The sequence below is a fragment of the Neobittarella massiliensis (ex Bilen et al. 2018) genome (assembly GCF_900289145.1).
GTDB lineage: Bacteria > Bacillota > Clostridia > Oscillospirales > Ruminococcaceae > Neobittarella > Neobittarella massiliensis.
Genome location: NZ_OKQO01000008.1, coordinates 62,667 through 88,900, shown reverse-complemented (window position 1 = coordinate 88,900; position 26,234 = coordinate 62,667). Strand labels below are relative to the sequence as shown.

18 protein-coding genes and 1 tRNA gene are annotated in these 26,234 nt (G+C 59.0%); 13 read left to right on the top strand and 6 right to left on the bottom strand.

The annotated features are described in order from the left end of the window. Positions 1 to 3 precede the first annotated feature (3 nt). Positions 4 to 270 (bottom strand): hypothetical protein, encoded by a 267-nt coding sequence (locus tag C6Y32_RS12115; protein WP_105205526.1) that lies wholly within the window; start codon positions 268 to 270, stop codon positions 4 to 6. Positions 271 to 522: 252 nt separating this feature from the next. Here C6Y32_RS12115 and C6Y32_RS12110 point away from each other — a divergent pair, with 252 nt between their 5' ends. Continuing rightward, positions 523 to 1,689: an iron-containing alcohol dehydrogenase gene (locus C6Y32_RS12110; RefSeq protein WP_105205525.1), complete on the top strand. Its 1,167-nt coding sequence runs from the start codon at positions 523 to 525 to the stop codon at positions 1,687 to 1,689. 190 nt (positions 1,690 to 1,879) lie between these two features. Here C6Y32_RS12110 and C6Y32_RS12105 read toward each other — a convergent pair whose 3' ends face one another. The 3 genes from C6Y32_RS12105 to C6Y32_RS12095 form a co-directional block, all read right to left on the bottom strand. Next, on the bottom strand, positions 1,880 to 3,583 hold the full coding sequence (locus C6Y32_RS12105; RefSeq protein WP_243562730.1) for a DEAD/DEAH box helicase: 1,704 nt from the start codon (positions 3,581 to 3,583) through the stop codon (positions 1,880 to 1,882). Between the two features lie 379 nt (positions 3,584 to 3,962). Further along, entirely contained in the window at positions 3,963 to 4,241 is a 279-nt protein-coding gene (locus tag C6Y32_RS12100; RefSeq protein ID WP_105205524.1) for a zinc-ribbon domain containing protein, read from the bottom strand. 95 nt (positions 4,242 to 4,336) lie between these two features. Further along, positions 4,337 to 4,921, bottom strand: a complete 585-nt coding sequence (locus tag C6Y32_RS12095) for a sigma-70 family RNA polymerase sigma factor (RefSeq protein ID WP_164998265.1) — start codon at positions 4,919 to 4,921, stop codon at positions 4,337 to 4,339. 72 nt (positions 4,922 to 4,993) lie between these two features. Between C6Y32_RS12095 and C6Y32_RS15160 the strand changes: the two genes are divergently transcribed. From C6Y32_RS15160 to C6Y32_RS12075, 4 genes are all read left to right on the top strand, one after another. Next, positions 4,994 to 5,182 (top strand): hypothetical protein, encoded by a 189-nt coding sequence (locus tag C6Y32_RS15160; RefSeq protein ID WP_129589442.1) that lies wholly within the window; start codon positions 4,994 to 4,996, stop codon positions 5,180 to 5,182. A gap of 787 nt (positions 5,183 to 5,969) precedes the next feature. Next, complete coding sequence (locus C6Y32_RS12085; RefSeq protein ID WP_105205521.1) at positions 5,970 to 6,194, top strand: FeoA family protein; 225 nt, start codon at positions 5,970 to 5,972, stop codon at positions 6,192 to 6,194. A 1-nt stretch (position 6,195) separates the two neighbouring features. Beyond that, on the top strand, positions 6,196 to 8,238 hold the full coding sequence (gene feoB, locus C6Y32_RS12080; RefSeq protein ID WP_105205520.1) for a ferrous iron transport protein B: 2,043 nt from the start codon (positions 6,196 to 6,198) through the stop codon (positions 8,236 to 8,238). Positions 8,239 to 8,243: 5 nt separating this feature from the next. Further along, positions 8,244 to 8,396: a FeoB-associated Cys-rich membrane protein gene (locus C6Y32_RS12075; protein WP_105205519.1), complete on the top strand. Its 153-nt coding sequence runs from the start codon at positions 8,244 to 8,246 to the stop codon at positions 8,394 to 8,396. Between the two features lie 501 nt (positions 8,397 to 8,897). On the opposite strand, the gene C6Y32_RS12070 is transcribed toward C6Y32_RS12075, so the two are convergent. Both C6Y32_RS12070 and C6Y32_RS12065 read right to left on the bottom strand, forming a co-directional pair. Continuing rightward, complete coding sequence (locus C6Y32_RS12070; protein ID WP_129589441.1) at positions 8,898 to 10,289, bottom strand: MATE family efflux transporter; 1,392 nt, start codon at positions 10,287 to 10,289, stop codon at positions 8,898 to 8,900. Positions 10,290 to 10,646: 357 nt separating this feature from the next. Then, positions 10,647 to 13,775 carry a leucine-rich repeat protein gene (locus C6Y32_RS12065; protein WP_164998264.1) on the bottom strand — a complete coding sequence of 1,043 codons (3,129 nt, stop codon included), beginning with the start codon at positions 13,773 to 13,775 and terminating at the stop codon, positions 10,647 to 10,649. 415 nt (positions 13,776 to 14,190) lie between these two features. Between C6Y32_RS12065 and C6Y32_RS12060 the strand changes: the two genes are divergently transcribed. The 8 genes from C6Y32_RS12060 (at position 14,191) to C6Y32_RS12020 (ending at position 26,231) form a co-directional block, all read left to right on the top strand. Beyond that, a tRNA-Leu gene (locus C6Y32_RS12060) sits at positions 14,191 to 14,277 on the top strand. A 519-nt stretch (positions 14,278 to 14,796) separates the two neighbouring features. Continuing rightward, positions 14,797 to 16,866: a glycosyltransferase family 2 protein gene (locus C6Y32_RS12055; RefSeq protein ID WP_105205516.1), complete on the top strand. Its 2,070-nt coding sequence runs from the start codon at positions 14,797 to 14,799 to the stop codon at positions 16,864 to 16,866. 6 nt (positions 16,867 to 16,872) lie between these two features. Then, the gene (locus C6Y32_RS12050) at positions 16,873 to 17,757 is read left to right on the top strand and encodes a glycosyltransferase family 2 protein (RefSeq protein ID WP_105205515.1); all 885 of its coding nucleotides are present in this window, start codon (positions 16,873 to 16,875) and stop codon (positions 17,755 to 17,757) included. A gap of 49 nt (positions 17,758 to 17,806) precedes the next feature. Beyond that, entirely contained in the window at positions 17,807 to 20,167 is a 2,361-nt protein-coding gene (locus tag C6Y32_RS12045) for a GH25 family lysozyme (protein WP_105205514.1), read from the top strand. An 845-nt stretch (positions 20,168 to 21,012) separates the two neighbouring features. Next, entirely contained in the window at positions 21,013 to 21,942 is a 930-nt protein-coding gene (locus tag C6Y32_RS12040; protein ID WP_105205513.1) for an alpha/beta fold hydrolase, read from the top strand. A 494-nt stretch (positions 21,943 to 22,436) separates the two neighbouring features. Then, the gene (locus C6Y32_RS12030; RefSeq protein WP_105205511.1) at positions 22,437 to 22,937 is read left to right on the top strand and encodes a MarR family winged helix-turn-helix transcriptional regulator; all 501 of its coding nucleotides are present in this window, start codon (positions 22,437 to 22,439) and stop codon (positions 22,935 to 22,937) included. Beyond that, a complete protein-coding gene (gene ftsH, locus C6Y32_RS12025; RefSeq protein WP_279386213.1) occupies positions 22,934 to 24,760 on the top strand; it encodes an ATP-dependent zinc metalloprotease FtsH in 1,827 nt (608 codons plus the stop codon). The genes C6Y32_RS12030 and ftsH overlap by 4 nt, the downstream gene beginning before the upstream one ends. Before the next feature lie 70 nt (positions 24,761 to 24,830). Then, positions 24,831 to 26,231 carry an MATE family efflux transporter gene (locus C6Y32_RS12020; RefSeq protein ID WP_105205510.1) on the top strand — a complete coding sequence of 467 codons (1,401 nt, stop codon included), beginning with the start codon at positions 24,831 to 24,833 and terminating at the stop codon, positions 26,229 to 26,231. Positions 26,232 to 26,234 lie beyond the last annotated feature (3 nt).

The window sequence follows — 26,234 nt, the reverse complement described above, 5'->3', positions numbered from 1 at the left end:
GCCTTACAGATAGGCGGCGTAGAAGTCCCAGGGGTCGCCGGGGCAGTAGCGCACCAGCACGTTACAAATAGGCAGCGGGCGCTGCAGAAAGCGCTGGGTCAACTGCGGATTGAGCACCTGCTCGAGCGGCAGTGAGGTGCGCACCCGACTGGTGATCTGCCGGCCGTCGGCAGTGCAGAACGCCAGCACCGGATAGTGCCGGCCATCGATCTGATCCACCCGCACGATGTCGCCGCGGGTGGTGTAGCGGATCCTCGTTTTGGGGCGCATAGGTCTTTCCTCCTCTGGTGGCACGAGCCGGCGGTGTGCCGTCTCGTCTGCACCTACAGTATAGCAAGCGGATAAAAGCGGCTGGTATGGCCGCTATCAAAAACAGGTAAAAGCTGTGTAAAATTTAACTTTTCCCCAAGTGGGCAACTGCGCGCAAACAGATGGTGGCCCAGGTACCTTTTACGGCGGCCACGATTCTGCTATACTGGCAGTGGACAGATCATTTGGACCCGATCGAAGGAGGGACTTATTGTGCAAAACTTTACCTACTCTATCCCCACGACCATTTTGTTTGGGCGGGGGCAGATACAGAACCTGGGGGCGCAGATGCGCGCGCTGGGCAGCCGGGTACTGCTGTGCTACGGCGGCGGCAGCATTAAAAAGAGCGGCCTGTACCAGCAGGTGCTCGAGCAGCTGCAGCAGGCCGGTATCTCTGTGACCGAACTTGCGGGCATTGAGCCGAACCCCCGCATCGAGTCGGTGAAGCGGGGCGTGGAGCTGTGCCGCGCCGGCGACATTCAGGCGGTGCTGGCAGTGGGCGGCGGCAGCGTGATCGACTGCGCCAAGGTGGTGGCCGCCGGTGTGAGTTACCCCGGCGACACTTGGGATATCGTGCTGGACGCGGCAAAGATCGTGCATGTGCTGCCGGTGGCCTCGGTGCTGACGCTGGCGGCTACCGGGTCGGAGATGGACTGCGGTGCGGTGATCACCAACCTGCAAACCCACGAAAAACTGGGCACCCACCACCCGGATATGCGGCCCAAGTTCTCGGTGCTCGACCCCACCTACACCTACACCGTATCGAAGTGGCAGACCGCCTGCGGCACTGCCGACATTATGAGCCACATTTTAGAGAGCTACTTTACCGGTGTGCAGGGCGCGTTTGTACAGGCGCGTTTTTGTGAGGGACTGCTGCGCAGCTGCATCCACTACGGGCCGATAGCGCTGGCCCAGCCGGACGACTACGAGGCCCGCGCCAATTTGATGTGGACCTCGAGCCTGGCCATCAACAATCTGCTCTCGTACGGGGCCGAGGTGGCCTGGTCGGTACATGCTATGGAGCACGAGCTGAGCGCCTTTTACGATATCACCCACGGAGCGGGGCTGGCCATCCTGACCCCGACCTGGATGGAGCACGTGCTGCGCAGCGGCCGGGCCGACGCGCTGGCCGTCTACGGCACCGAGGTGTGGGGCATCGACCGCGATCTGCCCCAGGCGGACATTGCCCGGATGGCGATCGACAACACCCGCCGCTTTTTTAAAGAGGACCTGGGTCTGCCCGGCACGCTGGGCGAGGTGGGCATCGACGGGAGCAAATTGGAAGAGATGGCCCACAAGGCAGCGCCGCTGCTGGCTACAGGGACCTTTGTGCCGCTGCGCTACGAGGACATTTTGGCCATCTACCGCGCCTCGCTGTAAGGCCGCAGCGCCGCTGCCGGACCAACCGCCGGACTATGCGGCGCCGTACCGGTATGCACAGCAGTATCTGCCGGGGTGGTCTCCCCCACTGCTTTTTAGAAATAGGCAGAGAAAACCGGTATAGAGAAATATAAGAGCACCTGCTCGCCGTGCGGCGGGCAGGTGCTCTTTTTTTAGTTTTGAGAGGCCGCTATTTCTTTTTGGGGACAAAACCCTGCCGGCTGCCGCGGCTGCGGGGGCGGGGGCTGCGCCGGTCGTCGAAACGGGGGCGGTCTTTGCGGGGGCGGTCGGTGTACACCCGGGTGTGGGTGGCGCGGCCGGCGATCTTACAGCCCTGCATCTGCTCGACTACTTCGTCGAGCCGGGCCAGCGGCACCTCGACTACCGAGCGGGAATCGAATATCTCGATCTTGCCGATCTCTTTGCCGATGAGGCCGGTGCGCTCGGCGATGGCACCCACCAAAAAGTTGGGGGCGATATGGGCGTCGCGGCCGATATCGATGGCGATGCGGCCCACTGGGCGGCGGTCGCCGCCCTTAATGTCGCGGCCGGGGCCGGGCATACCGCTGCGCACCACCTGGGGCAGCACCCGCTTATCTTTGCTAAAGAGCATCTCGAGCGCCACGGCGGCGATGTCGCTCAGCTCGTAGCCGTGCTCGACGAGCTGCTCGACTACCGGCAGCATGGTGCGCTCCTCGGGGGCGGCCAGCCGCTTTTCGATCTTTTTGAGCTGCTTTTCTCGGCGGGCCTCACCGATCTCTTCGGGGGTGGGCACCGGGCGCTGCTCGATCTGCGAGCGGGTGGCGCGGGCGATATCTTTTAGGGCGAACACCTGGCGCCGGCCGCTGACGATGGAGAAGGCCTTACCGCTTTTGCCGGCACGGCCGGTGCGGCCGATGCGGTGCACATAATACTCGCTCTGCTGGGGCAGGTCGTAGTTGACCACCGCGTCGAGGTCGTCGACATCGATGCCGCGGGCGGCCACATCGGTGGCGATGAGCAGCGTGCTGCGGCCCTTTTTGAACTGCTCCATCACCTGGGTGCGCTGGGACTGCTTCATGTCGCCGTGCAGGCCCACCGCCTTAAAGCCGTGGTCGTTTAAGTACTCTACCAGCTCGTCGACCATGCGCTTGGTGTTGCAAAACACGATGGTGCTGCGGGGCGCGTAGTAGCGCAGCACCAGATTGAGCGCATCCTGCTTGCGGCCCATGGGCACCTCGAAAAACAGCTGCTTGATGCTGTCGAGCGTGACCTGCTTTTTGTTGATCTGCACCATCTGCGGGTCGTTTTGAAAGCGGCCGGTCAGCTCGAGGATGGGCGGGGGCATAGTGGCGGAAAACAGCACCGTCTGCCGCTGCTCGGGCACGTACTGCAGGATCTCCTCGATGTCTTCGCGAAAGCCCATATTGAGCATCTCGTCGGCCTCGTCGAGCACTACGGTGCGGATGTTTTGGAGCTTCAGGGTGCGGCGGCGGATGTGGTCCATCACCCGGCCGGGGGTGCCGATGACCATGTTGGCCCGCTTGAGCTTTACGATCTGCCGCTCGATGGGAGCGCCGCCGTACACCGCTACCGGGCGCACGCCCGGCTTGTGTACAGCCAGCTTCTCCACCTCTTGGCAGGCCTGCATGGCCAGCTCGCGGGTGGGACATAAAATGAGCACCTGTACGGCGGTGGCCAGCTCGCCGGTTGTCTCGATCTGCTCGATGGCGGGGATGGCGAAGGCGGCCGTTTTACCGGTGCCGGTCTGGGAGCGGCCGATCACGTCGCGGCCGGCCAGCAGCAGCGGTATGGACTGGGCCTGAATGTCGGTGGCGGCGGTAAAGCCCATCTCCTCGACGGCGCGCAGTACTTCGGGCGAAAGGCCCAGGTCGGCAAATAAAATTTCGTTCATAAAAACCTCGTTTCACTGTCTTTTGTGTGCTACAGCGCGCAAAAGACAGCAAGGTGCCCCCAACCGCGCCGGCACAGACTGCGGGCACTTAGGGCCCGCTCCTGTTTTTAGCCTGCCCGGCAATGGGCATAAAAAGGCGGGAACGTACACGCCGTTCCCGCCAAACTGTCTTATCCTGTACGGCCATTGGGCCGCTTTTCAGCAAAAGTCACACGCTCTAGAACTGTATGGTCTCTCTACTATACCAGAAAGCCGAGCTTTTGTCAAAGCACCGCTTTGAGGTATAAGTGAAACAGGAGAAACGCTCATATATAAAACTCTACCAGATCAAAAAAAGACCTGCCCGGTGGGCAGGTCTTTTGGTCGTCTCAGATAGAGCTTACTGCTCGCCTCTCATGCGGGCGAAGCAATCGCTGCAGTAGACAGGACGGTCCTCGCGGGGCTGGAAAGGAACTTTGCACTCTGCACCGCAGGAAGCGCAAACGGCGTCGAACATCTCTCTGGGGCCTCTCAGGTTTTTCTTTCTGGCGTCGCGGCAATCTTTGCAGCGCTGGGGCTCGTTCTCGAAGCCTTTCTCTGCGTAGAACTCCTGCTCACCGGCGGTGAACACGAACTCGTTGCCACACTCTTTGCACACTAAGGTCTTGTCTTCGAACATGTTGGTACCTCACTTTGGAAAATAAAAAAATGAATTGTTTGGCCCCGTACCGGAATTGAACCGATCTTTTTAGATGTCTAAACGCTCACCCTGAGCTACTGGGCATATCTCAATTTTTTCCGCACTCGGGTCAGGGCGTTATCGATAGACTTTTCCGGTTTTTCCAACATGTCGGAAATAGCTTTATAACTGTACCCATCCAGGCGAAGTAGGACCACCTGTTTTTCCAGCGGTGATAACTGGGTATCTACCTGCTGCATGAGCAGGCGGATGTGCTCTTTTTGGTCTACGATCTGCTGCGGGTCGCCCGCATCGGGCTGGGCGAGCGCGGCCTGACTGGCCTCGGCATCGTCAAAAGACAGATGGCCGTCGCCATCCCGCTTTTTGGCCAGTTGGCGGCGCTGCGCGGTGATCATGGCATTTTCGATGCAGTGGCCGGCGTAGGTGGCAAAGCGGATGCCCCGCCCCTCGTCGAAACCGCGCACAGCAGACAGCAGGGCGACCAGACCTTCTTGTACCAGATCGTCGCGCTCTACCCCGGAGATGCGGCTGGCCAGAAAGACCGCCAGCGGCATATAGCTGCTGATGAGCTGATCCATCGCCTTGCTGCTGCCCTGCCGGGCGGCATAGAAAAGCGATGCCTCCTGCTGGGTGGTAAACGCTTTTTGCACTGGTGCCATAGACTGATTCTCCGCATCTGCTGTCGACGATATCATCGTACATTATAAAACCTGTTCTGTCAAGAGCGTTTTTTGATTTTAAAAATTGTATCTTTTGCTGAAAATCACGGATATTTGTCGCCTCTGCGCAGTGGTGCGGCGGGCGGTGTATGGCGATCATCACCGGCCGTGCAAAAAATTTGTGCGGCGGCGGTAAAAGCGGCAGCAAAATGGGCCGGACCGCGCTGTTTGAGCGGATCTGAAAATGTTACGAAATTGTAAATTCAGGCCCAAAATGGGCAATTGCGGACGGTACGGGCGGACTTTGGAGACAAAGTGCACAAGCAATGCCGGATGCTGACAGGTACTGCCAGATGGGGTTGCGTATTGGAAATTGGATGCGTTGGAGGTATGGACTGGTCGGGGACTTGGGTGGATCGGGGACTTGGATGGGTCGGGGACTTGGATGGGTTGGGGACTTGGGTGGGTCAGGGACTTGGGTGGGTCAGGGACTTGGGTGGATCGGGGGCTTGGGTGGGTCGGGGACTTGAGTGGATCGGGGGCTTGGGTGGACCGGGGACTTGGATGGATTGGGGACTTAGATGGATTGGGGACTTGGATGGGTCGGGGACTTGGATAGATTGGGGACTTGGATGGGCTGGGAACTTGGGTGGGTTGGGGGCTTGGATGGGCTGGGAACTTGGGTGGGTTGGGGACTTGGGTGGGTCGGGGACTTGGATGGGTTGGGGACTTGGATGGGTTGGGGACTTGGATGGGTTGGGGACTTGGATGGGTCGGAGGGGAATACAGATGTATCTTTTTCAGGGGGGTCTCCCCTATTTGGGCGGGGCGCGGGGGGATCTTTCTTTATATAGGGGCGTGGCAGAGAGTGGTGTGGCGGGCGGTGCAGTTATGGGGGCGCAAAATTTTGTCTGTTTAGAGTTTATTTTTTTTTGAAATGCTGCTATAATCAAAACAGTTAGCTGTCGTTAACATTTTGTCTCGGCGGGGCCAGAGGCACCGGCGGGGCTATTTGACAGCGGGACAGGTGTAAAAAGGAGTTTTGTATATGACGCTGGATGAGGGGATCATAGGGAGGCCTTACACGGTGGAGCGCGCGGACCTGCCCACGGGGATAGACAAGCGCATGGAGGCGCTGGGCATGACCCGGGGCACGCTGGTGACGCTGCTGCGCAAAAAGCGCAGCGGCACTGCGGTGATGGAGCTGCGCGGCACCCGCTTTGCCGTGGGGCGCGACATCACCACCAAGATCACGGTAAAGGAGGCCCGCTAAAATGGAACAGGAGATGAAAGTGGGGTTTATCGGCAACCCCAACTGCGGCAAGACCACCCTGTTTAACGCCTTTACCGGCGCGCATTTAAAGGTGGCCAACTGGCCGGGGGTAACGGTGGAAAAGGTGGAGGGCGCCATGCGCTACCACGACCACACCTACCAGCTGGTGGACCTGCCGGGCACCTACAGTCTGACCTCTTATACCATGGAGGAGCAGGTGGCGCGGCGGTACATACTCAGCGACGACGTGGACGTGGTGGTAGACGTGGTGGACGCCTCTTCGCTGGAGCGCAACCTGTATTTGACTCTGCAGCTGCTGGAACTGGGCAAGCCGGTGGTGGTGGCGCTCAACATGATGGACATCGTGCAGAAGCGGGGCATGGAGATAGACCTGCACCGGCTGCCGGAGATGCTGGGGGTACCGGTGATACCGGTATCGGCCCAGAAGCGCACCGGGCTGGATATCCTCATCCATACCATCGCCCATCACCGGGACGGCGGGCCGCGGGAGCCGCTGCAGCACCACCACCGCGCCGGCAGATTTTCGCACCTGCACGAGCAGTACGCGATGGTGTACAGCGACGAGCTGGAGGAGAAGATCGCCGCGGTGAGCGACGCGCTCAAAGCGCGCTACCCCCAGATAGAAAACTACCGCTGGCACGCCATCAAACTGCTGGAGCGGGACCGGGAGATCACCGAGAGCTACCCGCTGGATATGCCGCAGGTGCTGGACCGCAGCTATGAGAGCGACATCATCAACCAGAAATACGACTTTATTGAGGAGATCATCGCCGAGGTGCTGATGGGCAAGCAAAAGCAGGCTGCCCTGACCGACAAGATAGACCGGGTGCTGCTGCACAACATCTGGGCCATACCGGCCTTTTTGGGCATTATGGCGCTGGTGTTCTTTTTGACTTTTACCATCGGCGACTGGATGAAGGGCTACTTTGAGATGGCGGTGGGATGGCTGTCGGACGGGGCGGCGGCCGGTCTGGGCGCGCTGCGGGTGAGCCCGACGGTCATCTCGCTGGTGGTGGATGGGGTGATCGCCGGGGTGGGCGGTATCCTGTCGTTTTTGCCCAACATCTTCATATTGTTTTTGGCGCTGGCCTTTTTGGAGGACAGCGGCTACATGTCGCGGGTGACCTACGTGATGAACGGCCTGATGGGCAAGCTGGGCCTTTCGGGGCGGGCTTTTATCCCCATGATCTTGGGGTTTGGCTGCACGGTACCGGCGCTGATGGCTTCGCGGGTGCTGGAGAGCCAGAAGGACCGCTACCGCACCATGCTCATCACGCCGTTTATGTCGTGCTCGGCGCGGCTGCCCATCTACATCCTGTTTTCGGGTCTGTTTTTTCCCGACTGCGCCATGCTGGTGGCCTACTCGATGTACCTCATCGGTATTTTGGTGGCTATTTTGGTGGCTTTTGTACTGAGCAAGTGGGACCGCGCCCCCAAGTCTGACATGCTGCTCATCGAGCTGCCGGAATACAAGCTGCCCAGCGCCCGCACGGTGCGCATATACGTGTGGGAAAAGGTGAAAGACTACCTGACCAAAGCGGGGACCACCATTTTTGTGGCCTCGATCGCGCTGTGGTTTTTGTGTAACTTTGGCCCCGGCGGCTACACTGCCGACACCACCGTCAGTTTTGCCGCCTATTTGGGGCGGCTGCTGGTGCCGGTGCTGGCCCCGGTGGGGTTGGGCTTTTGGCAGGTGGTGGTGGCGCTCATCGCCGGGATCTCAGCCAAAGAGGTGGTGGTGTCGAGCTTTATCGTCCTCTTTGGCATTCAGGGCACGGCCACGGCGGCCGAGAGCGCGGCGCTTACGGCGGCGCTGGGGCAGATCGGCTTTGGGCCGCTCAACGCCTTTTGCATGATGCTGTTTTGCCTGCTGTACATCCCCTGCGCGGCCACGCTGGCCACGGTAAAAAAAGAGATGGGCAGCTTTAAGCGCATGTGGCAGGTAGCTGCCTTTCAGCTGGGCACCGCCTGGGCGGTGACCTTTGTGGTGTACCAGGTGGCGGCGCTGGTGATGGGGAGGTAAGAGAGATGGAACTGCTGATCCTCGCCTTGCTGCTGGGGTATGCCTGTCTGGTGATCTACCGCAAGATAAAACGGCGTACACAGGGGTGCCGGGGGTGCAGCTGCGGCAGCTGCCCACTGGCCGGTCACGCCGCGCCGGACGGCAAAAAAGGGCGCTGACTGCGTGACTAAATGATCGCATGCCGCAAAATAATGATAGCAGGGCCCGCCGCGCATTTGCGCCGGCGGGCCCTGCTGTTTTGAGAGACGTGTACGCCTTGAAAAAAGTGGCCGGCAGCAGTGGGGGCGGCCGGTGAGGGCTCTTTCCCGGCGATGGCGGAAAGGAGCCCAGGTCGCCGATGAGGGCTGCTTGCCAGCGGCAGCCACGCTGCGGGCGTATGCAGGCCACCGACTATAGCGGCCTTGACGCGCGGGCTGTTTGGGGCGCCGGTGGTACACCTTTGGCGGTGGCCGGCAGGGCCGGGCGGACATCTGCCGCCTGGGGCGAGCGGCTAAGGCGGCTGCGTCCGTATCGGGCGACGGGCGCTTTCGGTGCTGAGCTGAACGCCGGGCGGCTGGGTGAGCCGCTGCTTAAACGCGGCAAAAGAGGAGCAGTCCCAACTGGTGGGACTGCTCCTCTTTTTTAGATATCGGCAGGGCGGGTGGCTCCGGGGCCGGGCACTACTGCTCCAGCACCTCGCTGCGGTCGCGGGTGACGTTGTTCATCCAGGCGCCGCTGCGTATGCGGAAAAAGGCAATGATGCCCTTGATGGGCGAATCGACCCGCAGCAGCAGGTAGATGATGGGGGCGGCCACCTTGGCCACCAGGCCAAAATAGGCCCCCAGCGGGGTGGCGACCACCCAGATAAAGAACACGTCGATAAAAAAGACGAACTTGGTGTCGCCGCCGCCGCGCAGCACGCCCATGGTGGAGATGACCTCCAGCGAGATGAGGAACACCATGACTGCGGCGGCGCTCATCATCTGCCCGGTCATTTTGGCGGTGGCGGCGGGGATGTTATACAGCCCGATGACCGGATTTTTGATGAGCAGCACGATGGCCGCCCCCAGGACGCCGATGCCCACCGAGGTGAGCTGCATGGTGTGGGCCATACGGCGCACATAGTGCTCGCTCTTGGAGCTGACAGCTTTGCCGATCTGTACGGCGGTGGCGTTGGCGATACCGAACAGGAACACGAACGCCAGCTGGGTGACCACGTTGACGATGCTGTTGGCCGCCACCACTGCGGCGCCCATACGGCCCAGGATGGCCGCGTGCACCGAGGTGGAAAAGCCCCAGGCGATCTCGTTAAAGGCCACCGGCAGGCTGGTCTTGACGTAGTCGCCCAACAGGGCCTTATCCATGGGGGCAAAGAGGTGCTTAAAGCGAAAGCCGGTGCGCTTTTCGAAGAACTCCATGTACACTACGCTCATGGCCAGCTCGGACACGCGGGCGGCCAGCGTACCGATGGCGGCGCCGGCCACCCCCATGGCCGGGGCGCCGAACTTGCCGAAGATGAAGATATAGTTGATGATGACATTGACAAAAAACGAGGTGCCGTAGATGGCCACCGAGATCTTGCCCTGCTCTACCCCGCGCAGTGAGGTGATGTAGCAGTTGGAGACCCCGTAGAAAAAGTAGGAGTAGGCGATGATCTTTAAATAGCGCCCCCCTTCGGCGATGACCTGTTTATCGGCGGTGAAAAGGCCCATGATCTGGCTGGGAAAAAGGGCCACCAGCGCGGTGACCACCAGCGACAGCACCGCCACGAACTTGAGCCCGATGGCCATGATCTTGCTGATGGCGTCGGTATCGCCTTTGCCCCAGTACTGGCTGATCATTACCGAGCCGCCGGCGGCAAAGCCGAAAGAGAACATGCTGAACACGAAAAACGGCTGGTTGGCCAGCGACGACGCCGACAGCTGCACCTGGCCCAGCTGACCGAGCATGATGGTATCCATCATGTTGACGCCAAAGCCGATGAGGTTTTGCAGCGCGATGGGGATGGCCACGGCCATGAGCGCCTTGTAAAAGCCGCGGTCGGTGATGATCTTGTCTTTTAATTTGAGCACGGTCACATTCCTCCTCTTTTGTGGTGCGCGCGCTGCCGGCCCGAAAGGCGGCAGGCAAAAAAATAGAAAGTGCTACCGGCGGCCCTCAGCCCCGCCAGGGCAACACCTTATAACAAAAGTCTCTTTTCAGACCTTTTTAGTATAGCACACCGGGCGGGCAGGTGTAAAGCGATATTTGTGCGTTTTGCGACATATCTTGCACATTTGGCGGTCGGCAGAGAGCAGATCGACGGGCCTGCCGACAGACGGCCGGGCGGCGGCAGTGGGGCGGCGGAATAATGGGACAAAAAGGCAGCCCTCTGCAAAGAGAGGGCTGCCTGCATTTTGGAGGAACTCAGGGCTGCCGCTTTGGCGCCGCTACCGGACAGAGCGGCGGCGACAGACGGCGATCAGCGGGACGGCGAGTGCCGCCAGTAGCAGCGGCAGAATGGGGTGGGCGCAGCAGTCGCCGGTGGCGGCGGGACGGCTGCCGGGCTCGGCCGGTGCAGGGCCATCTTGGGCCGAGGCGGCCTGCTGGGTCCAGCCGGCGTAGAGCACCGTGTCGCCGCTGACGGTGTCGGCATCAAAATCCCACCGGCGGGTGCCGGCCTGATCGGCGTACCAGCCGGTAAACTGCCAGCCGCTGCGCACCGGGGACTGCGGGCGGGGGATGTTGGCGCCGTAGGCCACCGTTTGCCCGGGGATGTGGCTGCCGCCGGTGACGAAGGTGACCTGACAGAGCTGCGGGTCGTCGCGGTAGACCAGGCTGTAGGTGGAGAAGCGGTCGGTATACACGGCGATCTGCTGCCCGTCGACGGCGTGTGCCGGCAAAAGCTGAGCGGTATAGCTGCCGCCGGGCAGCTGGTGCACCCGCAGCACGGCGAACTGCCGCCCCACCTGTTGGGGCGCCTGCAGCTGCTCGGGCACTGCCAGCACCAGCTGTATGGGGGCCGGCAGGGACGAGATCTGCTCGGTCTGCAGCAGGTCGTTTTTATACATCCGCTTGTGCACGGTGACGCCGTAGCGGCTGCCCTCACGGTAGCTGCCCAGCGCCTGGGTGATGGCCTGCTGCTGGGCGCTGTCGACCGACGGCTGGCCCACCACCAGCGCCACCTGGTAGTGGGTGATCTCGCCGCTCTGCAGTGCGCGGGCCTCCTGTGCGGTCATGGCGCGCAGCAGCAGCGAGGCGTTGGGGGACGAGAGCACGGTCTCGCTCTGCTCGAGCACCACCTCCACCTGGGGCAGCGCGGCCAGCGCCTGGCAGAGTTTTTGGGTGTGCTCGTCGGACAGCTCCCCTCCCCCGTCAGAGATCCCTTCATAGGCGACTTTGGCCTCCAGCACCTGTTTTGTGGCCTGGGCCTGCTGCTGGGGCGTGGCGTCGGGCGGCAGCTGGGGCAGCTCCTCGATCATCTGCTGTACCTCTTGTTTTTGCAGCGGGGCGAAAAACACGGCGATAGTGTGGTGGGCCTGCACATCGGTAAAGGTGTAGATGTTTGCCGCCGGCACCGCCGCGCCGTCTACCAGCAGTTTGTCTACCCGGTAACCCGGGTCGGGCCAAAAGGTGTAGCTGCCGCTCTGCCCCAGGTCCACCTCGCTGGGGCCGGCGGGGCTGATGCTGCCGTGGTCGCCGGCGGTGGCGGTGATGGTGCGGGTCTGCACCAGCTCGACTTCCAGCTGGCCGGCAGCACCTTCGTCGTGCTGCGGGTCGCTGGGCGTAAAGGTCCAGCGGTAGCTGTTTTTGCCCAGCGCGGGGGTCTGGCCCGGGTCCCAGCTGATGGTGCCGGCGGTATCCGACTCGGCCAGAGACAGGGCGGGCAGGCCGTCTTCCAGCTGGCCGCGGGCGCTGCAGCTGGGGTGCAGGTCGGCGGGGCGCTTGCGGATCTGCACCCGGAACTCGAACTCGCCCAGCACTTTGCCGATCTTGCCGGTGCTGGTGTCGTAGGCGCGGGGGTACACCACATAGGTGCCGCTGTCGCCGGGCTCTTGCAGCGGGTAGCTGGTGGCGGTGCTGTTTTTGATGTTTTTGAGGGTGTAGTCGCTCTGCAAGCGGTACCAGCAGTAGAGCACCCGGTAGGGGCTGGGGGCGCTGCCGCTGGCCTGCATCGTCATTTTGACCGGCTGGCCATCGTAGACCTGGTCGATATCGGCCTGCTGCTGGGTGATGGACGGCCAGCTGTAAAGCTGCTGGGCGTACAGGGTGGCGCCGGTGACCAGCGTGTTGGGGGTGACGGCGTCGCGGTCGGGCACACTGCTCTGCTCGAAGCACCAGCCCATTTTGTAGCCGGGGGCCGGATCGGCGCCGGCCGAGGGCAGCGTATAGCTGCTGTCGGGGCCCCACATGCCGGTGGCGGGGTCGAGGCGGTAATTGAGGGGGCGGCCGAACAGGCAGGAGACCGGGGCGACGCCGGTATCGAACTGCACCTGCAGCGGGTAGGACAGCAGCTTGCCGGGCGCCGAGGCGGTGATCTTTTCGCGGTAGGCGGTGTAGAGGTCGGGCGGTGAGACGATGGCGGTGAGCGCGCTGCAGGAGTTGAAGGCCGAGCCGCCGTTTGTGAGCTGGGTGGCGGCGCTATTGGGCAGATACACCGTTTGCACGCCGGTGCCGTAAAAGGCCTGACTGCCGATCTGCACCAGTGCATCGGGCAGGTGCAGCACACCGCCAAGACCGCTGCAATCCTGAAAAGCCTGGTCGCCCACGGCGGTGAGACTTTCTGGCAGCACCAGCGCGCCGGTCAGGTAACTACAGCCGGAAAAGGCGGCGGCGCCGATCTCGGTGAGACCGGCGGGCAGCTGCAGGGCACCGCTGAAGTGGTTGCCCAAAAAGGCGTGCTTTTTTATACTGGTGACGGTGCTGGGGATGACCAGTGGCCCGGTAAAGGCACAGCCGTCGAACAGCTGGTCGGCCACGGTGGTGAAGGACGGGTCTTGCGGCAGGCGCAGCGCCCCGTTTAGGCCGCTGCAGCCGTAAAAGGTGGAGCCGCCCATGTCGGTGAGGCTGTTGGGCAGCAGCAGGTCGCCGGTGAAGCCAGAACAGAAGGCAAAGCAAAACGAGCCGGTAGATTCCAGGCCGGCCGGCAGGACCAGCGGCCCCTGAAAGCCGGCGGCGCCTTTGGAGGAGTAGAAGGCATAGTCTTCGATGTGGCGCAGCTCGGTGGCGGCGGACATATCCAGCGAGGTGAAGTTGACATCTTCGTAAAAGGCGAAGGGAGAGCTGAAGGTGGAGAACGCCTGGCGCCCGATGGCCCGCACCGGCCGGCCGCGGTAGGTGGCCGGGATGACCACCGCGATATGCTGCCGCTCGGCAGCGGTGAGCGACTGGATATAGGCGCTGCTGAAGCTGTCGATACGGACCCCGTCGCCGTAGGCGGAGACCGAGAACATCTCGGTCTCTTCGGCCGCGGCGGGTAGATCGCCGGCGCTTTCGGCCCAGGTGGTGGCGCTGCCGGCGAGCAGCATCGCTGCGCACAGTGCGAGCGCGGTCAGGCGTTTTATCCACTGCTTTTTCATGGGAGACCCCTCTGTGCTCTCTGGTGTTGGCGCTGTACGGGCCGGCGGCATGGAGAGCCGTGCTGCCGGCCATTATGGGCTGATACTGGCTGCGCCGCGGATGCGGCGGCGAAGAGGCAGAGCCGTTGCCGGCCATGCGGTGCGAGTAGGAGCGGTACAGACTGTTTTGTATCTACTATATAATTTTTAGGTGTATAAAACAAGATATATTGTACTTTTTGTGGTGACAGGTTTTATTTTTCTCTGCTTTTTATCGCTTTACCTTATACTGTGACTTGTGGTGAAGGGCGGTATCTGGCGGGTGTTCGGCGGGTAGTGGGGACGGCGGCGGGTGCGGGTATTGCGGCGAGAAAAAAGGCGGCGGCAGAGGCTTGCATTTTGGCTGTGGATTGTGTATACTATCAATGCACCAGACGCCGGTGTGATGGAATTGGCAGACGTAGTGGACTCAAAATCCACCGGTAGTGATACCGTGCCGGTTCGAGTCCGGCCACCGGCACCAGCAGGCTGAGCCTGCATGCAAGATGCGCATCTCACTTTGTGGGGTGCGTTTTCTTTTTGCCAGCGCCAAACGGATATTTGTTTTTATAGACACAAGCACTGTTGAGGGTTTCGGTGCGCCAGGTCGCGCTATATTTTGTGCCTGTGTTTGGGGCGGGGCGTTTGGTCGGTGCGGCTTAGAATATATGTGTCTGCAGGCATACGACATGTTTTGGTCAAAGGCCGGGTATGCTTTTGCTGTTGCGACTTCTTAGAGGGGCCATTCAACGCGGCTTGCTGGGGTACAGTTTTGGGAGATCTTAACAGACACTGCCAGCAGCTCTTGACAGCGCCCGTACCAAAAGAGCGGCAAAGTACGCCTCTATGCTCTTTTTCGTTATGACTGTTTCCAGTTATTACTTCCTATTTAAGAGGTACAAATTATTTGTCACAAATTGACTTTGTGTACCTACTTCTATATACTGTACATGTAAGAATGTTGTGCAGAAATACCTTCTGTTTGCGGCACGGAGGATAGCAAATGGCGGCATTGACCGGTGGTGGACAAGCGATATTTGAGTCTTTTTTAGAGAATGTACCTCTTGAGAAAGGCGATTTTTTTATGCAGCTTTACACCCAGGAGAGCACGTCGCAGGCAGAGTTGGCGGCATCTTTTGGCCTGCACTATTTAGCTGTAGCCCCCGGCGGCAATAAGGGGTGTATTGACTGCGCCCAATTTTTTGAAGATGCTGATCTATTGGACGAAGCTACCGGCGGTAAGCCGATAGCGGTGATCTATGTAGAACCCCTGCTGGCGGAGGACGACTGGATAAGTCCCCTGCTAAAAATATTTTCTGAACATGTCCTCTGCCGCGATACCGTGCTGCTGATCGGCACCCCCAATGCCGGTAATCTGTTCACCGCTGCCCGCCTACTTGACGGTCGGCTCAGTGAAGAAGACCGCTACTGCTTAAGAGGGTTTTCAGAAAAAGCGCTGCTGGATCTTTTAGCTGCCTGCGGGTTCACCTGTGAAGAAAAAAGCGGGCTGACCTTTGACCGCGAGAGTGAGCGGGCGCGTCTCACTGCATCCGACAGCATTTTTCTATCGCCGGGCAGCGATGCTTTCTCATTTATAGAAAAGCTAAAAGCGGTGAGCGACCAGGAGCTGTATACTGAGCAGTTTTGCTGGATGTGTCGCCCCGCTGCGCCGTGCGCACTAAAAGATAAGGCTGTCGTTTCGCCGTTTTTGTCGATCGTCATGCGCACCCAGGGGACACGCCCGGCCAAGCTGGCGGAGGTGCTTTTGTGCTTGAGCGCCCAGACCTGTACGGATTTTGAGGTGCTGCTCATCGGGCACAAGATGGACGAGACGGGCAGGCAGCATACACAGGCGCTGATCGAACGGCAGCCGGGTTGGCTGCAGTCGCGTATTCGTCTGATCGAGGTATCGTATGGGAACCGCACCACCCCGCTCAATGTGGGCTATACTGCGGCAGGCGGCGCTTATATCTGTACGCTCGACGACGATGACCTGGTCACCTCTGATTGGGTAGAGACTTTTTATGATCTGGCCAATCAAAACCCAGGGGCCATCCTGCACTGTTACGGCTATGCGCAGCCGTGGAGAGAGGTGGCGTTAGAAAACGGCACTGTGGGGCTGGTTTCCTGTGGGCCGGTTAACAGTGGTTACTGTATTCCTTTCCACATGGTTGATCACCTGCGAGTAAATCACTCTCCTACCACCGTCTATGCTCTCCCCTCTTACTTGTTTTACCAGTGCGGCTTTCGATTTAATGAAGACCTCACCACCAATGAGGATTGGGAGCTTTTGATGCGGGCGGCGTTTCTCTGTGGCGTATCTGATTGTGACCGGCGGACATCGATATATCGGCTTTGGAATATAGACAGTTCCAGGGCGGCCCATTCTCCTCAGGAGTGGGAAAAGAACAGACAGGCTGTGATAGGGCAGCTCGAGTCTGAGCGTGTTCTGGTCACCCGACCCGAGCAATTATTGACCGATCCACCATATAAACGGTATTCTGCGCGTTTATACATTGATGCGGGGATGGGACTTTCAGAGAAGTATTCGTTTGAAAGCTATTGTAACATGTGCGGTACTTTTTTACGTTTTGCATTTTCCCTAGAAGACCTTGTGGTGGACCTTGTATCCCTTCGCATTGATCCCGGAGAGACAGGCGATATCGGCGTACGTTCTCCACATATTATTTTGCGGTATAGGGACGAACGGGAAAAGATTTATGCGGCGGCAGATCTTGAAAGCAACGGACTGTTTTGCTGTGAGAAAGAATCTTTTATTTTTCTTCAGCCTGATCCGCAATTCTTTCTATCTGATATAGATGATTTGGGCATCCCTGCTGAAGTGGAATTTACCGGTCATGTTTTCTCTTTAGACGAAGATCATCGGCAATGGGCTAAGAGCGAAATGCAAAAAAAGGAAGAGATCGCCCAACAGGAAAAAGACCTATCTGCTATCCTGCCCTCTGAGTATTCTGAACCGATCAAAGAAGAGCCTGTTGAGAGCACGCACCAGAAAAAAGGTCAAAAAAAAGGACTGCGTACGTTTTTTAGAGCTCGCACAGATAGGAGGTGAGTAGCGATGGATGGTCCATCTGTACAGATACAGATCATTTTAAAAGATGGGAATGTAAGGCAAGTGGAGCGTATGCTGGCTTCGTTGGAACAGGCAGTCATGTTGTCGCGAGATGTATTTCAACATGTTGGTATCTACATGAGTGACTGCTCTAAAGCGCAGGTATTATCGGTATCTGAGATCGACGCACTCAGAAAAAAATATCGGTCACTGGATATCCAGTACAAATTTTCGAGTACTTCTACCAAGGCTCGGCTATACAACCTTGCTGCACAAAACTCACCGTTTACCTATCTTGTACTGTGCAGTACCGTAACTGTTTTCCCTCCCGCATTTTTACTCTCTTTGCCCGGGTGGTTCACAGATAAGCAGACTGCATGTGTAGAAGTACGCACGATCCCATGGGACAATAGCTCTCATTTTGATAGTTCGAGTCGTAAGGCTATCTTCTTTACTGATAACTGTACTGTTTTTAGGCGGGATGTCTTCCATGCGGTAGGTGGTTTTGATGACCAACATTTTCCGTCATATCGCTACACTGCTGATCTGTCGATCAGATTGTTAAGAGAGGGATATCAGATACTGTACATAAGCGATATATCTGTCTTTCAGGAGGCGATCCCCGAGTATCCCGAGTATGGTGCTGATGACAAAAAGGAGTCCACTTCTCTGTCAGATACGATAGAGGATTTGTCGCTACTTTATAAATACGATTGTCAAGAGGAGCTGGAACATCTACTCGCCGCTTATAAGATGAGCCCTCTGTTGGGCGAAGTTTCTATATATCAACAATTTGAAAAACAGATGTCAGAAAATTTATTGCCACTTCCAGTGACAGGAATTTCAGAGGATCTGCAACACCATATTTGTACACTGTGTAGTGTTCACTGATAGGCCTACATTTGTATAATCTATCTACTTAAAATGTGAGGAGCGTGTTATGAAAAAAATAGTATCTTTTTTACTGTCTATTGCTATTTTAGCCGGCAGTTGTATGCCTGGCAGTATAGTTTGGGCAGAGGAATCTTCGGAGGAACCGTTTGCTACCAAACAGGTATCTGAGCCGGAGGTATATGCCAATACTACTGAGCAGATCACCGATGCTTCGGTCAATCAGGTAGAGGTGGACCCTTCTGCTGGTGTCAAACTGATCTGTAACTTCACCTTGACGAGTGCAACCACCTGTTCTGTACAGGTGTGGAGCACCACCAGTTTTGTCGGCTATGCCGCCAACAACCAATCCTTTTCTGCGGGCAGCAATTCCGTGACCTGGAGCGTCCCGCAAAACCTGGCTGACGGCAAGTACTCTTTCCGCATCGTGTCGCTGCAAAACGGAAAAGAGGTCGATAGATGGGTCGACTTCACTGTGAAAAACATGCCGTTTTCTATCTCTGCAGGTTCGGCTAGCGCATCCACTATCGACCCTGCTAAAGACAGCAAACTCAGCTGCACCTTTACACTGTCGAGAGCCGCCTCCTGTTCTGTACAGGTGTGGAGCACCACCAGTTTTGTCGGCTATGTNTCTATCTCTGCAGGTTCGGCTAGCGCATCCACTATCGACCCTGCTAAAGACAGCAAACTCAGCTGCACCTTTACACTGTCGAGAGCCGCCTCCTGTTCTGTACAGGTGTGGAGCACCACCAGTTTTGTCGGCTATATCGCCAACAACCAGTCCTTTTCTGCGGGCAGCAATTCCGTGACCTGGAGCGTCCCGCAAAACCTGGCTGACGGTAAGTACTCTTTCCGCATCGTGTCGCTGCAAAACGGAAAAGAGGTCGATAGATGGGTCGACTTCACTGTGAAAAACATGCCGTTTTCTATCTCTGCAGGTTCGGCTAGCGCATCCACTATCGACCCTGCTAAAGACAGCAAACTCAGCTGCACCTTTACACTGTCGAAAGCCGCCACCTGTTCTGTACAGGTGTGGAGCACCACCAGTTTTGTCGGCTATGTCGCCAACAACCAGCCCTTTTCTGCGGGCAGCAATTCCGTGACCTGGAGCGTCCCGCAAAACCTGGCTGACGGCAAGTACTCTTTCCGCATCGTGTCGCTGCAAAACGGAAAAGAGGTCGATAGATGGGTCGACTTCACCGTCAAGTCCAGCACTCTGTCCATCAGTAATACTTCTACGAGTGTATCTTCTGTAAATGCCTCTACTGCGGGAAACAAAATTTCGCTTTCTTTTAAGATCAGCCAGGCGGCAAATTGTTCCGTGGAAATGTGGAGCAGCAGTAAATTTTTAGGCTATGCAGTACATAATCAGAACTATGCCGCCGGCAGCCATAATGTCAGTTGGACCGTACCGCAGTATCTAGCGCAGGGCAAATATTCATTTAGAATCACAGCTACCAAGGACGGTAAGACCATTGACAAATGGATAGATTTTCAAGTAACCGGCAGTTACAGCCCCTACTTACAGGGTACCTATTTTACACTGGCTCAATCCGAGACAAGGCAGCTCTACACAGTGGTCAAGACAACGAGCAGCATTTGGAGCGAGGCTGTGTCTTGGTCGAGCAGCAACAATGCGGTTGCCTCAGTCTCGGGCGGTATGGTCACCGCTAAGGCTGTTGGCACAGCCAACATTACGGCGGTGGACAAATACGGCAACGCCGCCACCTGTCGCATCGATGTCGTCAGTGCCGGCAAGCACCGGATGGTAGACCTGTCTTACGCCAACTCAAACATCAATTTTGCTCAGCTCAAGGCAAGCGGTGTAGACTATGTGATGTTGCGTGCCTGCTATAGTTACCCCGGCTCTACCGAAAGTGACAGCAAATACATCGACTCTAACTTTGACAAATATATAAACGAGGCTACTGCCGCTGGCCTGAAAGTGGGTGTTTACCACTTCAGCTATGCGCTAAATGCGGAGGAAGCCGAAAAAGAAGCCGACTTTTTGATCCGTATCCTTGACAAATACAAGGACAAGATCACACTGCCGGTGGCCTACGATCTGGAGTATAACTCCTACTGGACGAACAACGGGCTGCACCCCTCTGCCATGGGCAACGCCAAATTTAAAGAGACTATGACCGAGTTTGCCCGCAGATATCTGGCTAAGATCCGCGCTGCCGGGTATAAGCCGATGATCTATGCTTCCTCCTCCTTCTATAATTCCTTTATCGACGCGGGGACGGTCGGTGCTCACGACAAGTGGATCGCCCACTACGATGTATTGGCTCCCGGTGTATCCGGCGCCGATATGTGGCAGTACAGCAGCGAGGGAACTCCCGCCGGCGCCCCCTATAAAGTAGATAGTGGGCGTGTGGATATGAACATCGTTTATAAAGACTACTGAGTTATGCTTACCAGAGCCGCCGTAAGGGCGGCTCTGGTTTTTTATAAGGACCTCTCTATCCGTCTTTATTGCCGGTGGGATGACAGACAACCCTATGACGGCCTGTTTTTTGGGAAAAGCTTTTTTATGATCGATCACTACCATTTGTTATGCGGGCTGACCGGCTAAAGGCAGCAGACAGCGGCGTCTGTGCGGGGGATTGCTGTGACGCTATTTACGGAGATACAGGCGCTGTTTGACTGGCCGCCTATATTTAAATAGGACTGCTGGGGCGGGGCCAGCCCGATCTCGTCAATAGCCGACATCCCGCTATCTTCTGCCGCTGGGACCACGGTGCTATTTTTCCGGGAGCGGCGCTGGCGGCTGCTGGTAATCTCGATCTCATCTATGTCGGAGCCCTTTATCAGTTGGCCTATTTAGAGGATATGTTCTCGGCCGCCAAGTCGCTGGGTGGTGGGCCTATTGGGGCGGTAGGGCTGATCGCATCACTCCAGCAGGAGCCAGCACGATCGGCGGCACCGGTGGCGCGCGGGAACGAGAGCACACGGCAGCCGCATATAGCATATAGGCCCTGCGAAGCTGGACGGGGTTGGGGCCGCGCCGGATGGGCTGGTGTGCGAGATGGCAGAGCACATCTCCTACTGATGTTATAGGGACGCGACAGCGGCTGAGTTGGGCTGGGCTGGGCTGGACTGAGCGGGACCGAGTTGACTTTTTTGTGCTTTTGGCGCTGTAGGGCGCATACGGCTTGCAGTTTCTCGGAAATCTGGTAAGATAGAGGTGAAACTGCCCCGCCGGTGTGCGGGGCAGACGGTATGTGAAAAAATGTGCGAAGGAGCGCGCTTATGGAAGTGACCCGCGAACAGTTTAGCTTTCCCTCCTATCAGGACCACCAGCCGGTGGCAGCCTATGTGTATCTGCCGCCGCAGCGCCCCTACCGCGGGGTGGTGCAGATCAGCCACGGTATGTGCGAGTACATCCTCCGCTACGAGCCGTTCTGCCAATTTTTGGCCCAGGCGGGCTTTGTGGTGTGCGGGGCCGACCATCTGGGCCACGGCCAGACCGCACCGGATAAGAGCGCGCTGGGGCTGTTGGGTGAAAAGAGCGGCCACCTGTTTTTGACCGAGAACCTGAACCTGCTGTGTGACCTGATGCGCAGCCGCTTTGCCGACCTGCCCTACTTTTTGCTGGGGCACAGCATGGGCTCGTTCGTGGCCCGCGACTTTTTGGCCAAGTACGGCTACAAGCTGCAGGGGGCGCTGATCAGCGGCACCAGCGGCGGCAACTCGCTGGCCGGGCTGGGCATTGCGGTGGCCAAGGCGCTGATCTTTTTGACCGGCGGCAAAAGACCCAGCCGACTGCTGACGGCTATGGCTTTTGGCAGCTACAACAAGCGCTTTGAAAAGCGCACCCGCTACGACTGGCTGAGCCGCGATGAGGCGGTGGTGGACGCCTATATAGCCGATGCGTACTGCAACTTTATGTTTACCGCACGGGGATATTTAGACCTGTTTACCGTGCTGCGGCGGGTGTCGCAGCCGGAATGGGCCGGCTGTGTGCCCAAGGAGCTGCCGGTGCTGCTGTTTGCCGGCGAAGAGGACCCGGTAGGCGATTACGGGCAGGGGGTGAAGGCGGTATATGACCGGCTGCAGAGAGCCGGCCTGCGGCGGGTAGAACTGAAACTGTACCCCGGCGGCCGCCACGAGATGCTCAACGAGATAAACCGGCAGGAGGTATATGCGGACGTGCGCGCCTTTTTAGAGAGCTGCCTGTGACCCGGTGACCTGATGACCCGGTCTCCCCGCCCCTGCTTGGGATCAGTCTGACCATATAGTGGCCCTGCCTGTTGGCGGGGCCACTGTTTTTTAGCCAGCCCGATAGCGGTGAAGCGGGCTGCCCCATAGGACCCGGGAGGCGGGCGCATGCAGGTGGGGCGAGACGGCGGAGGACACATCGGGACAGGCGACCGACAAAAAAGAGGGCTGGTGGTGCTGCAACGGATGCAGGGCGCGGGCGGTGGCGGCGCAGCGAGGGGGACCCGGCGGGACCCGTTTTTTAAAAGAGGTGCGGGACGTGTGGGGCCCGGCACCTCTTTTTTTGAGGCGCATGATCTGGTCGATGAGACGCGCCGCTATACGGGAAGGTGGATGACTTTGTGAATTGGCCCAAAAACAGATACAGTTTTTTAGAATTGTTTACAAATTGGCTCTTGACGCATTTATCTATCCTGAATAATATATATGTAGTATAGGTAATTGGAGGTGCCGCCATGGAATTTACCCAGTTTAAGCAGATCGTGTGGGACCTGGACCGCAGCATGCGCGACAGCATGGACCGGGCGCTACAGCCGCTGTACAGCCACTACGGGTTGACGGCCATGCAGGTGTTTTTGCTGATGACCCTGCGCCAGACCGGGCCGCTGAGCGTGGGACAGCTGAGTGAGCGCATGGGCATGGCCGGCGCCAACGGCTCGGCCCTGGCCAAAAAGATCGCCGGGCTGGGGCTGCTGGAGCGGCGGCGCAGCCGGGAGGACGAGCGGGTGGTGCAGATCGACCTGTCGCAGAAGGGACGCGACACCATAGACGCCATCGAGTCGCTGCTGCAGGGGGTGTACGGCCCGCTCTTATACCGGGTAGATCCCGGCACGCTGCAGACCATCGTGGACGGGCTGCGGGCGCTGGACGCGCTGCTGGACGAGATACGGGCACTGCCCATGCCCGATGACCTGGATGCGCTGCGCATCCCGTCTTTAGAGGAGGCTGCGCCGTGACTGAAGTGAAAAAGACGCCCAAAAAGCCGCTGATCTATTACGCTGTGCTGGCTTTGCTGATGCTGCTTTTATTCAATGCGCTGGTGGTGCCGGCGTTGCGCCAGAGCCGCACCAAGGAGGTGGATTACGGCACCTTTTTAGATATGGTGGAAAGCGGCGAGATCAGCCGGGTGGAGGTGGATGACGACCAGATCGCCTTTTTGAGAAAACAGGACGGCGAAAAGCTGGTGTACGTGACCGGCCGCATGGACGACCCCCAGCTGACCGAGCGGCTGCACAGCCAGAAAGACATCACCTTTGACCGGGTGGTGCCCAAGGAGAACTCGCCCCTGGTAAACTTTTTGCTGACCTGGGTGCTGCCCACGCTGCTGCTGGTGCTGCCGGGCATTTTGCTGTTTCGCGCCATGAGCAAGCGGGCCGGCGGCGGGCCGGGCGCCATGAGCTTTGGCAAATCTAACGCCAAGGTGTACGTGCAGTCGCAGACTGGCAAGACCTTTGCCGATGTGGCCGGGCAGGAGGAGGCCAAGGAGGCGCTGAGCGAGATCGTGGACTTTTTGCACGACCCGCAGAAATACGCCCAGATCGGCGCCAACCTGCCCAAAGGCGCGCTGCTGGTGGGGCCGCCGGGGACCGGCAAGACGCTGCTGGCCAAGGCGGTGGCCGGTGAGGCCAGCGTGCCGTTTTTCTCGATCTCGGGCTCGGAGTTCGTGGAGATGTTTGTGGGCGCCGGTGCGGCCAAGGTGCGCGACCTGTTTAAGCAGGCCCAGGAGAAGGCCCCCTGCATCGTGTTCATCGACGAGATAGACACCATCGGCAAGCGGCGGGACGGCGCCGGCATCGGCGGCAACGACGAGCGGGAGCAGACCCTCAACCAGCTGTTGACCGAGATGGACGGTTTTGACGGGCAAAAAGGGGTGGTGATCCTGGCGGCCACCAACCGGCCGGAGACGCTGGACCCGGCGCTGCTGCGGCCCGGGCGCTTTGACCGGCGCATACCGGTGGAGCTGCCCGACCTGCAGGGGCGCATAGCTATTTTGCAGGTGCACGCCAAAAACGTGAGCTGTGGGCCGGACATAGACTTTGCCGCTGTTGCCCGGGCGACCTCGGGCGCCTCGGGCGCGGAGCTGGCCAACATCGTAAACGAGGCCGCGCTGCGGGCGGTGCGCCTGGGCCGCCGGGCGGTGTCGCAGTCGGACCTGGAAGAGGCGGTGGAGGTGGTGATCGCCGGCTACCAGCGCAAAGGCGCCGTTATCTCGCCGCGCGAAAAGGAGATCGTGGCCTACCACGAGATCGGCCATGCGCTGGTGGCGGCCATGCAGACCGAGTCGGCCCCGGTGCACAAGATCACCATCGTGCCCCGCACCTCTGGCGCGCTGGGCTACACCATGCAGGTGGCCCAGGAGGAGACTTTTTTGACCACCAAGGAGGAGGCCTTTAACAAGATCGCCACCTTTACCGGCGGGCGGGCCGCTGAGGAGCTGATATTCGGCAGCCCCACCTCCGGTGCATCCAACGACATTGAGCAGGCCACCAAGCTGGCCCGGGCCATGGTGACCCGGCTGGGCATGAGCGAGCGGTTTGACATGATGGCCCTGGAGACCGGCGGCAGCCAGTACCTGGGGGGCGACGGCAGCTTATTGTGCTCGGCCCAGACGGCCGCCGAGATCGACGCCGAGGTGCTGGCGATCATTCGCAGCGCGCACCAGAAAGCCATCGACATCCTCAAGCAAAACAGCGACAAGCTGCACCAGCTGGCCCACTACCTGCTGGAGCGGGAGACCATTACCGGCGAGGAGTTCATGGATATTTTGCGCCGCAGTTGACGGCGCGCCGCCCCCGTGCGGGGGGAGCACCCCAAAAGAGGAAAACAGGAGAGCAGGAGGAATAGACTTTATGGCAAAAACGCAAAATGATCTGGGCCGCGACAGTGTGGGCCGGCTGCTTTTTAAGCTGGCCGTGCCCGCCATCACCGCCCAGCTGGTGAACATGCTCTATAACATCGTCGACCGCATCTACATCGGCCACATGGCCGGAGTGGGGGCCACCGCCCTGACCGGGGTGGGGGTCACCTTCCCCATCATTATGATCATCTCGGCCTTTTCGTCGCTCATCGGTATGGGCGGCGCGCCGCGGGCCTCGATCAAGATGGGTCAAAAGCGCGACGACGAGGCCGAGAACATTCTGGGCAACTGCGTGACCGGGCTGCTGTTCATCTCGGTGGTGCTGACGGTATTTTTCTTCTTCTTTAAAGAAAAACTGCTGCTGCTCTTTGGCGCCAGCAGCGTGACGCTGCCCTATGCGCTGGGGTACATGGACATCTACATCTGCGGCACCGTGTTCGTGCAGCTGGCGCTGGGGCTCAACCCCTTTATCACCACCCAGGGCTTTGCCACCACCGGCATGCTGACGGTGGTCATCGGTGCGGTGACCAACATCGTGCTCGACCCCATCCTTATTTTTGGGCTGGACATGGGCGTGCAGGGGGCGGCGCTGGCCACCATCATCTCGCAGGCAGTATCGGCTGTATGGGTGGTGTGGTTCTTGTCGAGCAGGCGCTCGAAGCTGCGCATCCGCCCGCACAGCTTAAAACCCAGGGCCAAGATCTTGCTGCCGGTGCTGGCGCTGGGCTGCTCACCGTTTATCATGCAGGCCACCGAGAGCATGGTATCGGTATCGCTCAACTCGTCGCTGCAGCGCTACGGCGGCGACATCGCCGTGGGCTCGATGGCCATCCTCTCGAGCCTGATGCAGGTGCTGATGCTGCCGCTGACCGGCCTGACGCAGGGGGCCCAGCCCATCATCGGCTTTAACTACGGCGCCCAGCAAAACGACCGGGTGAAAAAGGCCTTTAAGCTGCTGCTCATCAGCTCGATGGGGTACGCGGTGCTGTTTTGGGGGCTGATGATGCTGGCGCCCAAGCCGTTCATCGCCATCTTTACCAGCGATAAGGCGCTGGCGGCGGCCACTGTGTCGGCCCTGCGGGTATACCTGGGGGCAGGGTTCATCCTGGGGGCGCAGATCGCCTGCCAGCAGACCTTTATCGCCGTGGGGCAGGCCAAGATCTCGCTGTTTTTGGCGCTGCTGCGCAAGATCTTTTTGCTCATCCCGCTCATCTACATCATGCCGGCGCTGCTGTCTGACAAGGTGTTTGCGGTGTTCTTTGCCGAGCCGGTGGCCGACATCATCGCCACTTTGACCACCGTCATCACCTTTTCGGTGCAGTTTAAAAAGATACTGGCCCGCAACGACCCCAGCCTGCACAGCCCCAAGACCGGGCCGCAGCCGGCCAGGTGACCC

What these genes read in the sequence shown, in the direction of transcription:
- C6Y32_RS12115 (WP_105205526.1), bottom strand. Translation starts at nt 270, where the DNA reads ATGCGCCCCAAAACGAGGATCCGCTACACCACCCGCGGCGACATCGTG.
- C6Y32_RS12105 (WP_243562730.1), bottom strand. Translation starts at nt 3,583, where the DNA reads ATGAACGAAATTTTATTTGCCGACCTGGGCCTTTCGCCCGAAGTACTG.
- C6Y32_RS12100 (WP_105205524.1), bottom strand. Translation starts at nt 4,241, where the DNA reads ATGTTCGAAGACAAGACCTTAGTGTGCAAAGAGTGTGGCAACGAGTTC.
- C6Y32_RS12095 (WP_164998265.1), bottom strand. Translation starts at nt 4,921, where the DNA reads ATGGCACCAGTGCAAAAAGCGTTTACCACCCAGCAGGAGGCATCGCTT.
- C6Y32_RS12085 (WP_105205521.1), top strand. Translation starts at nt 5,970, where the DNA reads ATGACGCTGGATGAGGGGATCATAGGGAGGCCTTACACGGTGGAGCGC.
- feoB (WP_105205520.1), top strand. Translation starts at nt 6,196, where the DNA reads ATGGAACAGGAGATGAAAGTGGGGTTTATCGGCAACCCCAACTGCGGC.
- C6Y32_RS12075 (WP_105205519.1), top strand. Translation starts at nt 8,244, where the DNA reads ATGGAACTGCTGATCCTCGCCTTGCTGCTGGGGTATGCCTGTCTGGTG.
- C6Y32_RS12065 (WP_164998264.1), bottom strand. Translation starts at nt 13,775, where the DNA reads ATGAAAAAGCAGTGGATAAAACGCCTGACCGCGCTCGCACTGTGCGCA.
- C6Y32_RS12055 (WP_105205516.1), top strand. Translation starts at nt 14,797, where the DNA reads ATGGCGGCATTGACCGGTGGTGGACAAGCGATATTTGAGTCTTTTTTA.
- C6Y32_RS12050 (WP_105205515.1), top strand. Translation starts at nt 16,873, where the DNA reads ATGGATGGTCCATCTGTACAGATACAGATCATTTTAAAAGATGGGAAT.
- C6Y32_RS12040 (WP_105205513.1), top strand. Translation starts at nt 21,013, where the DNA reads ATGGAAGTGACCCGCGAACAGTTTAGCTTTCCCTCCTATCAGGACCAC.
- C6Y32_RS12030 (WP_105205511.1), top strand. Translation starts at nt 22,437, where the DNA reads ATGGAATTTACCCAGTTTAAGCAGATCGTGTGGGACCTGGACCGCAGC.
- C6Y32_RS12020 (WP_105205510.1), top strand. Translation starts at nt 24,831, where the DNA reads ATGGCAAAAACGCAAAATGATCTGGGCCGCGACAGTGTGGGCCGGCTG.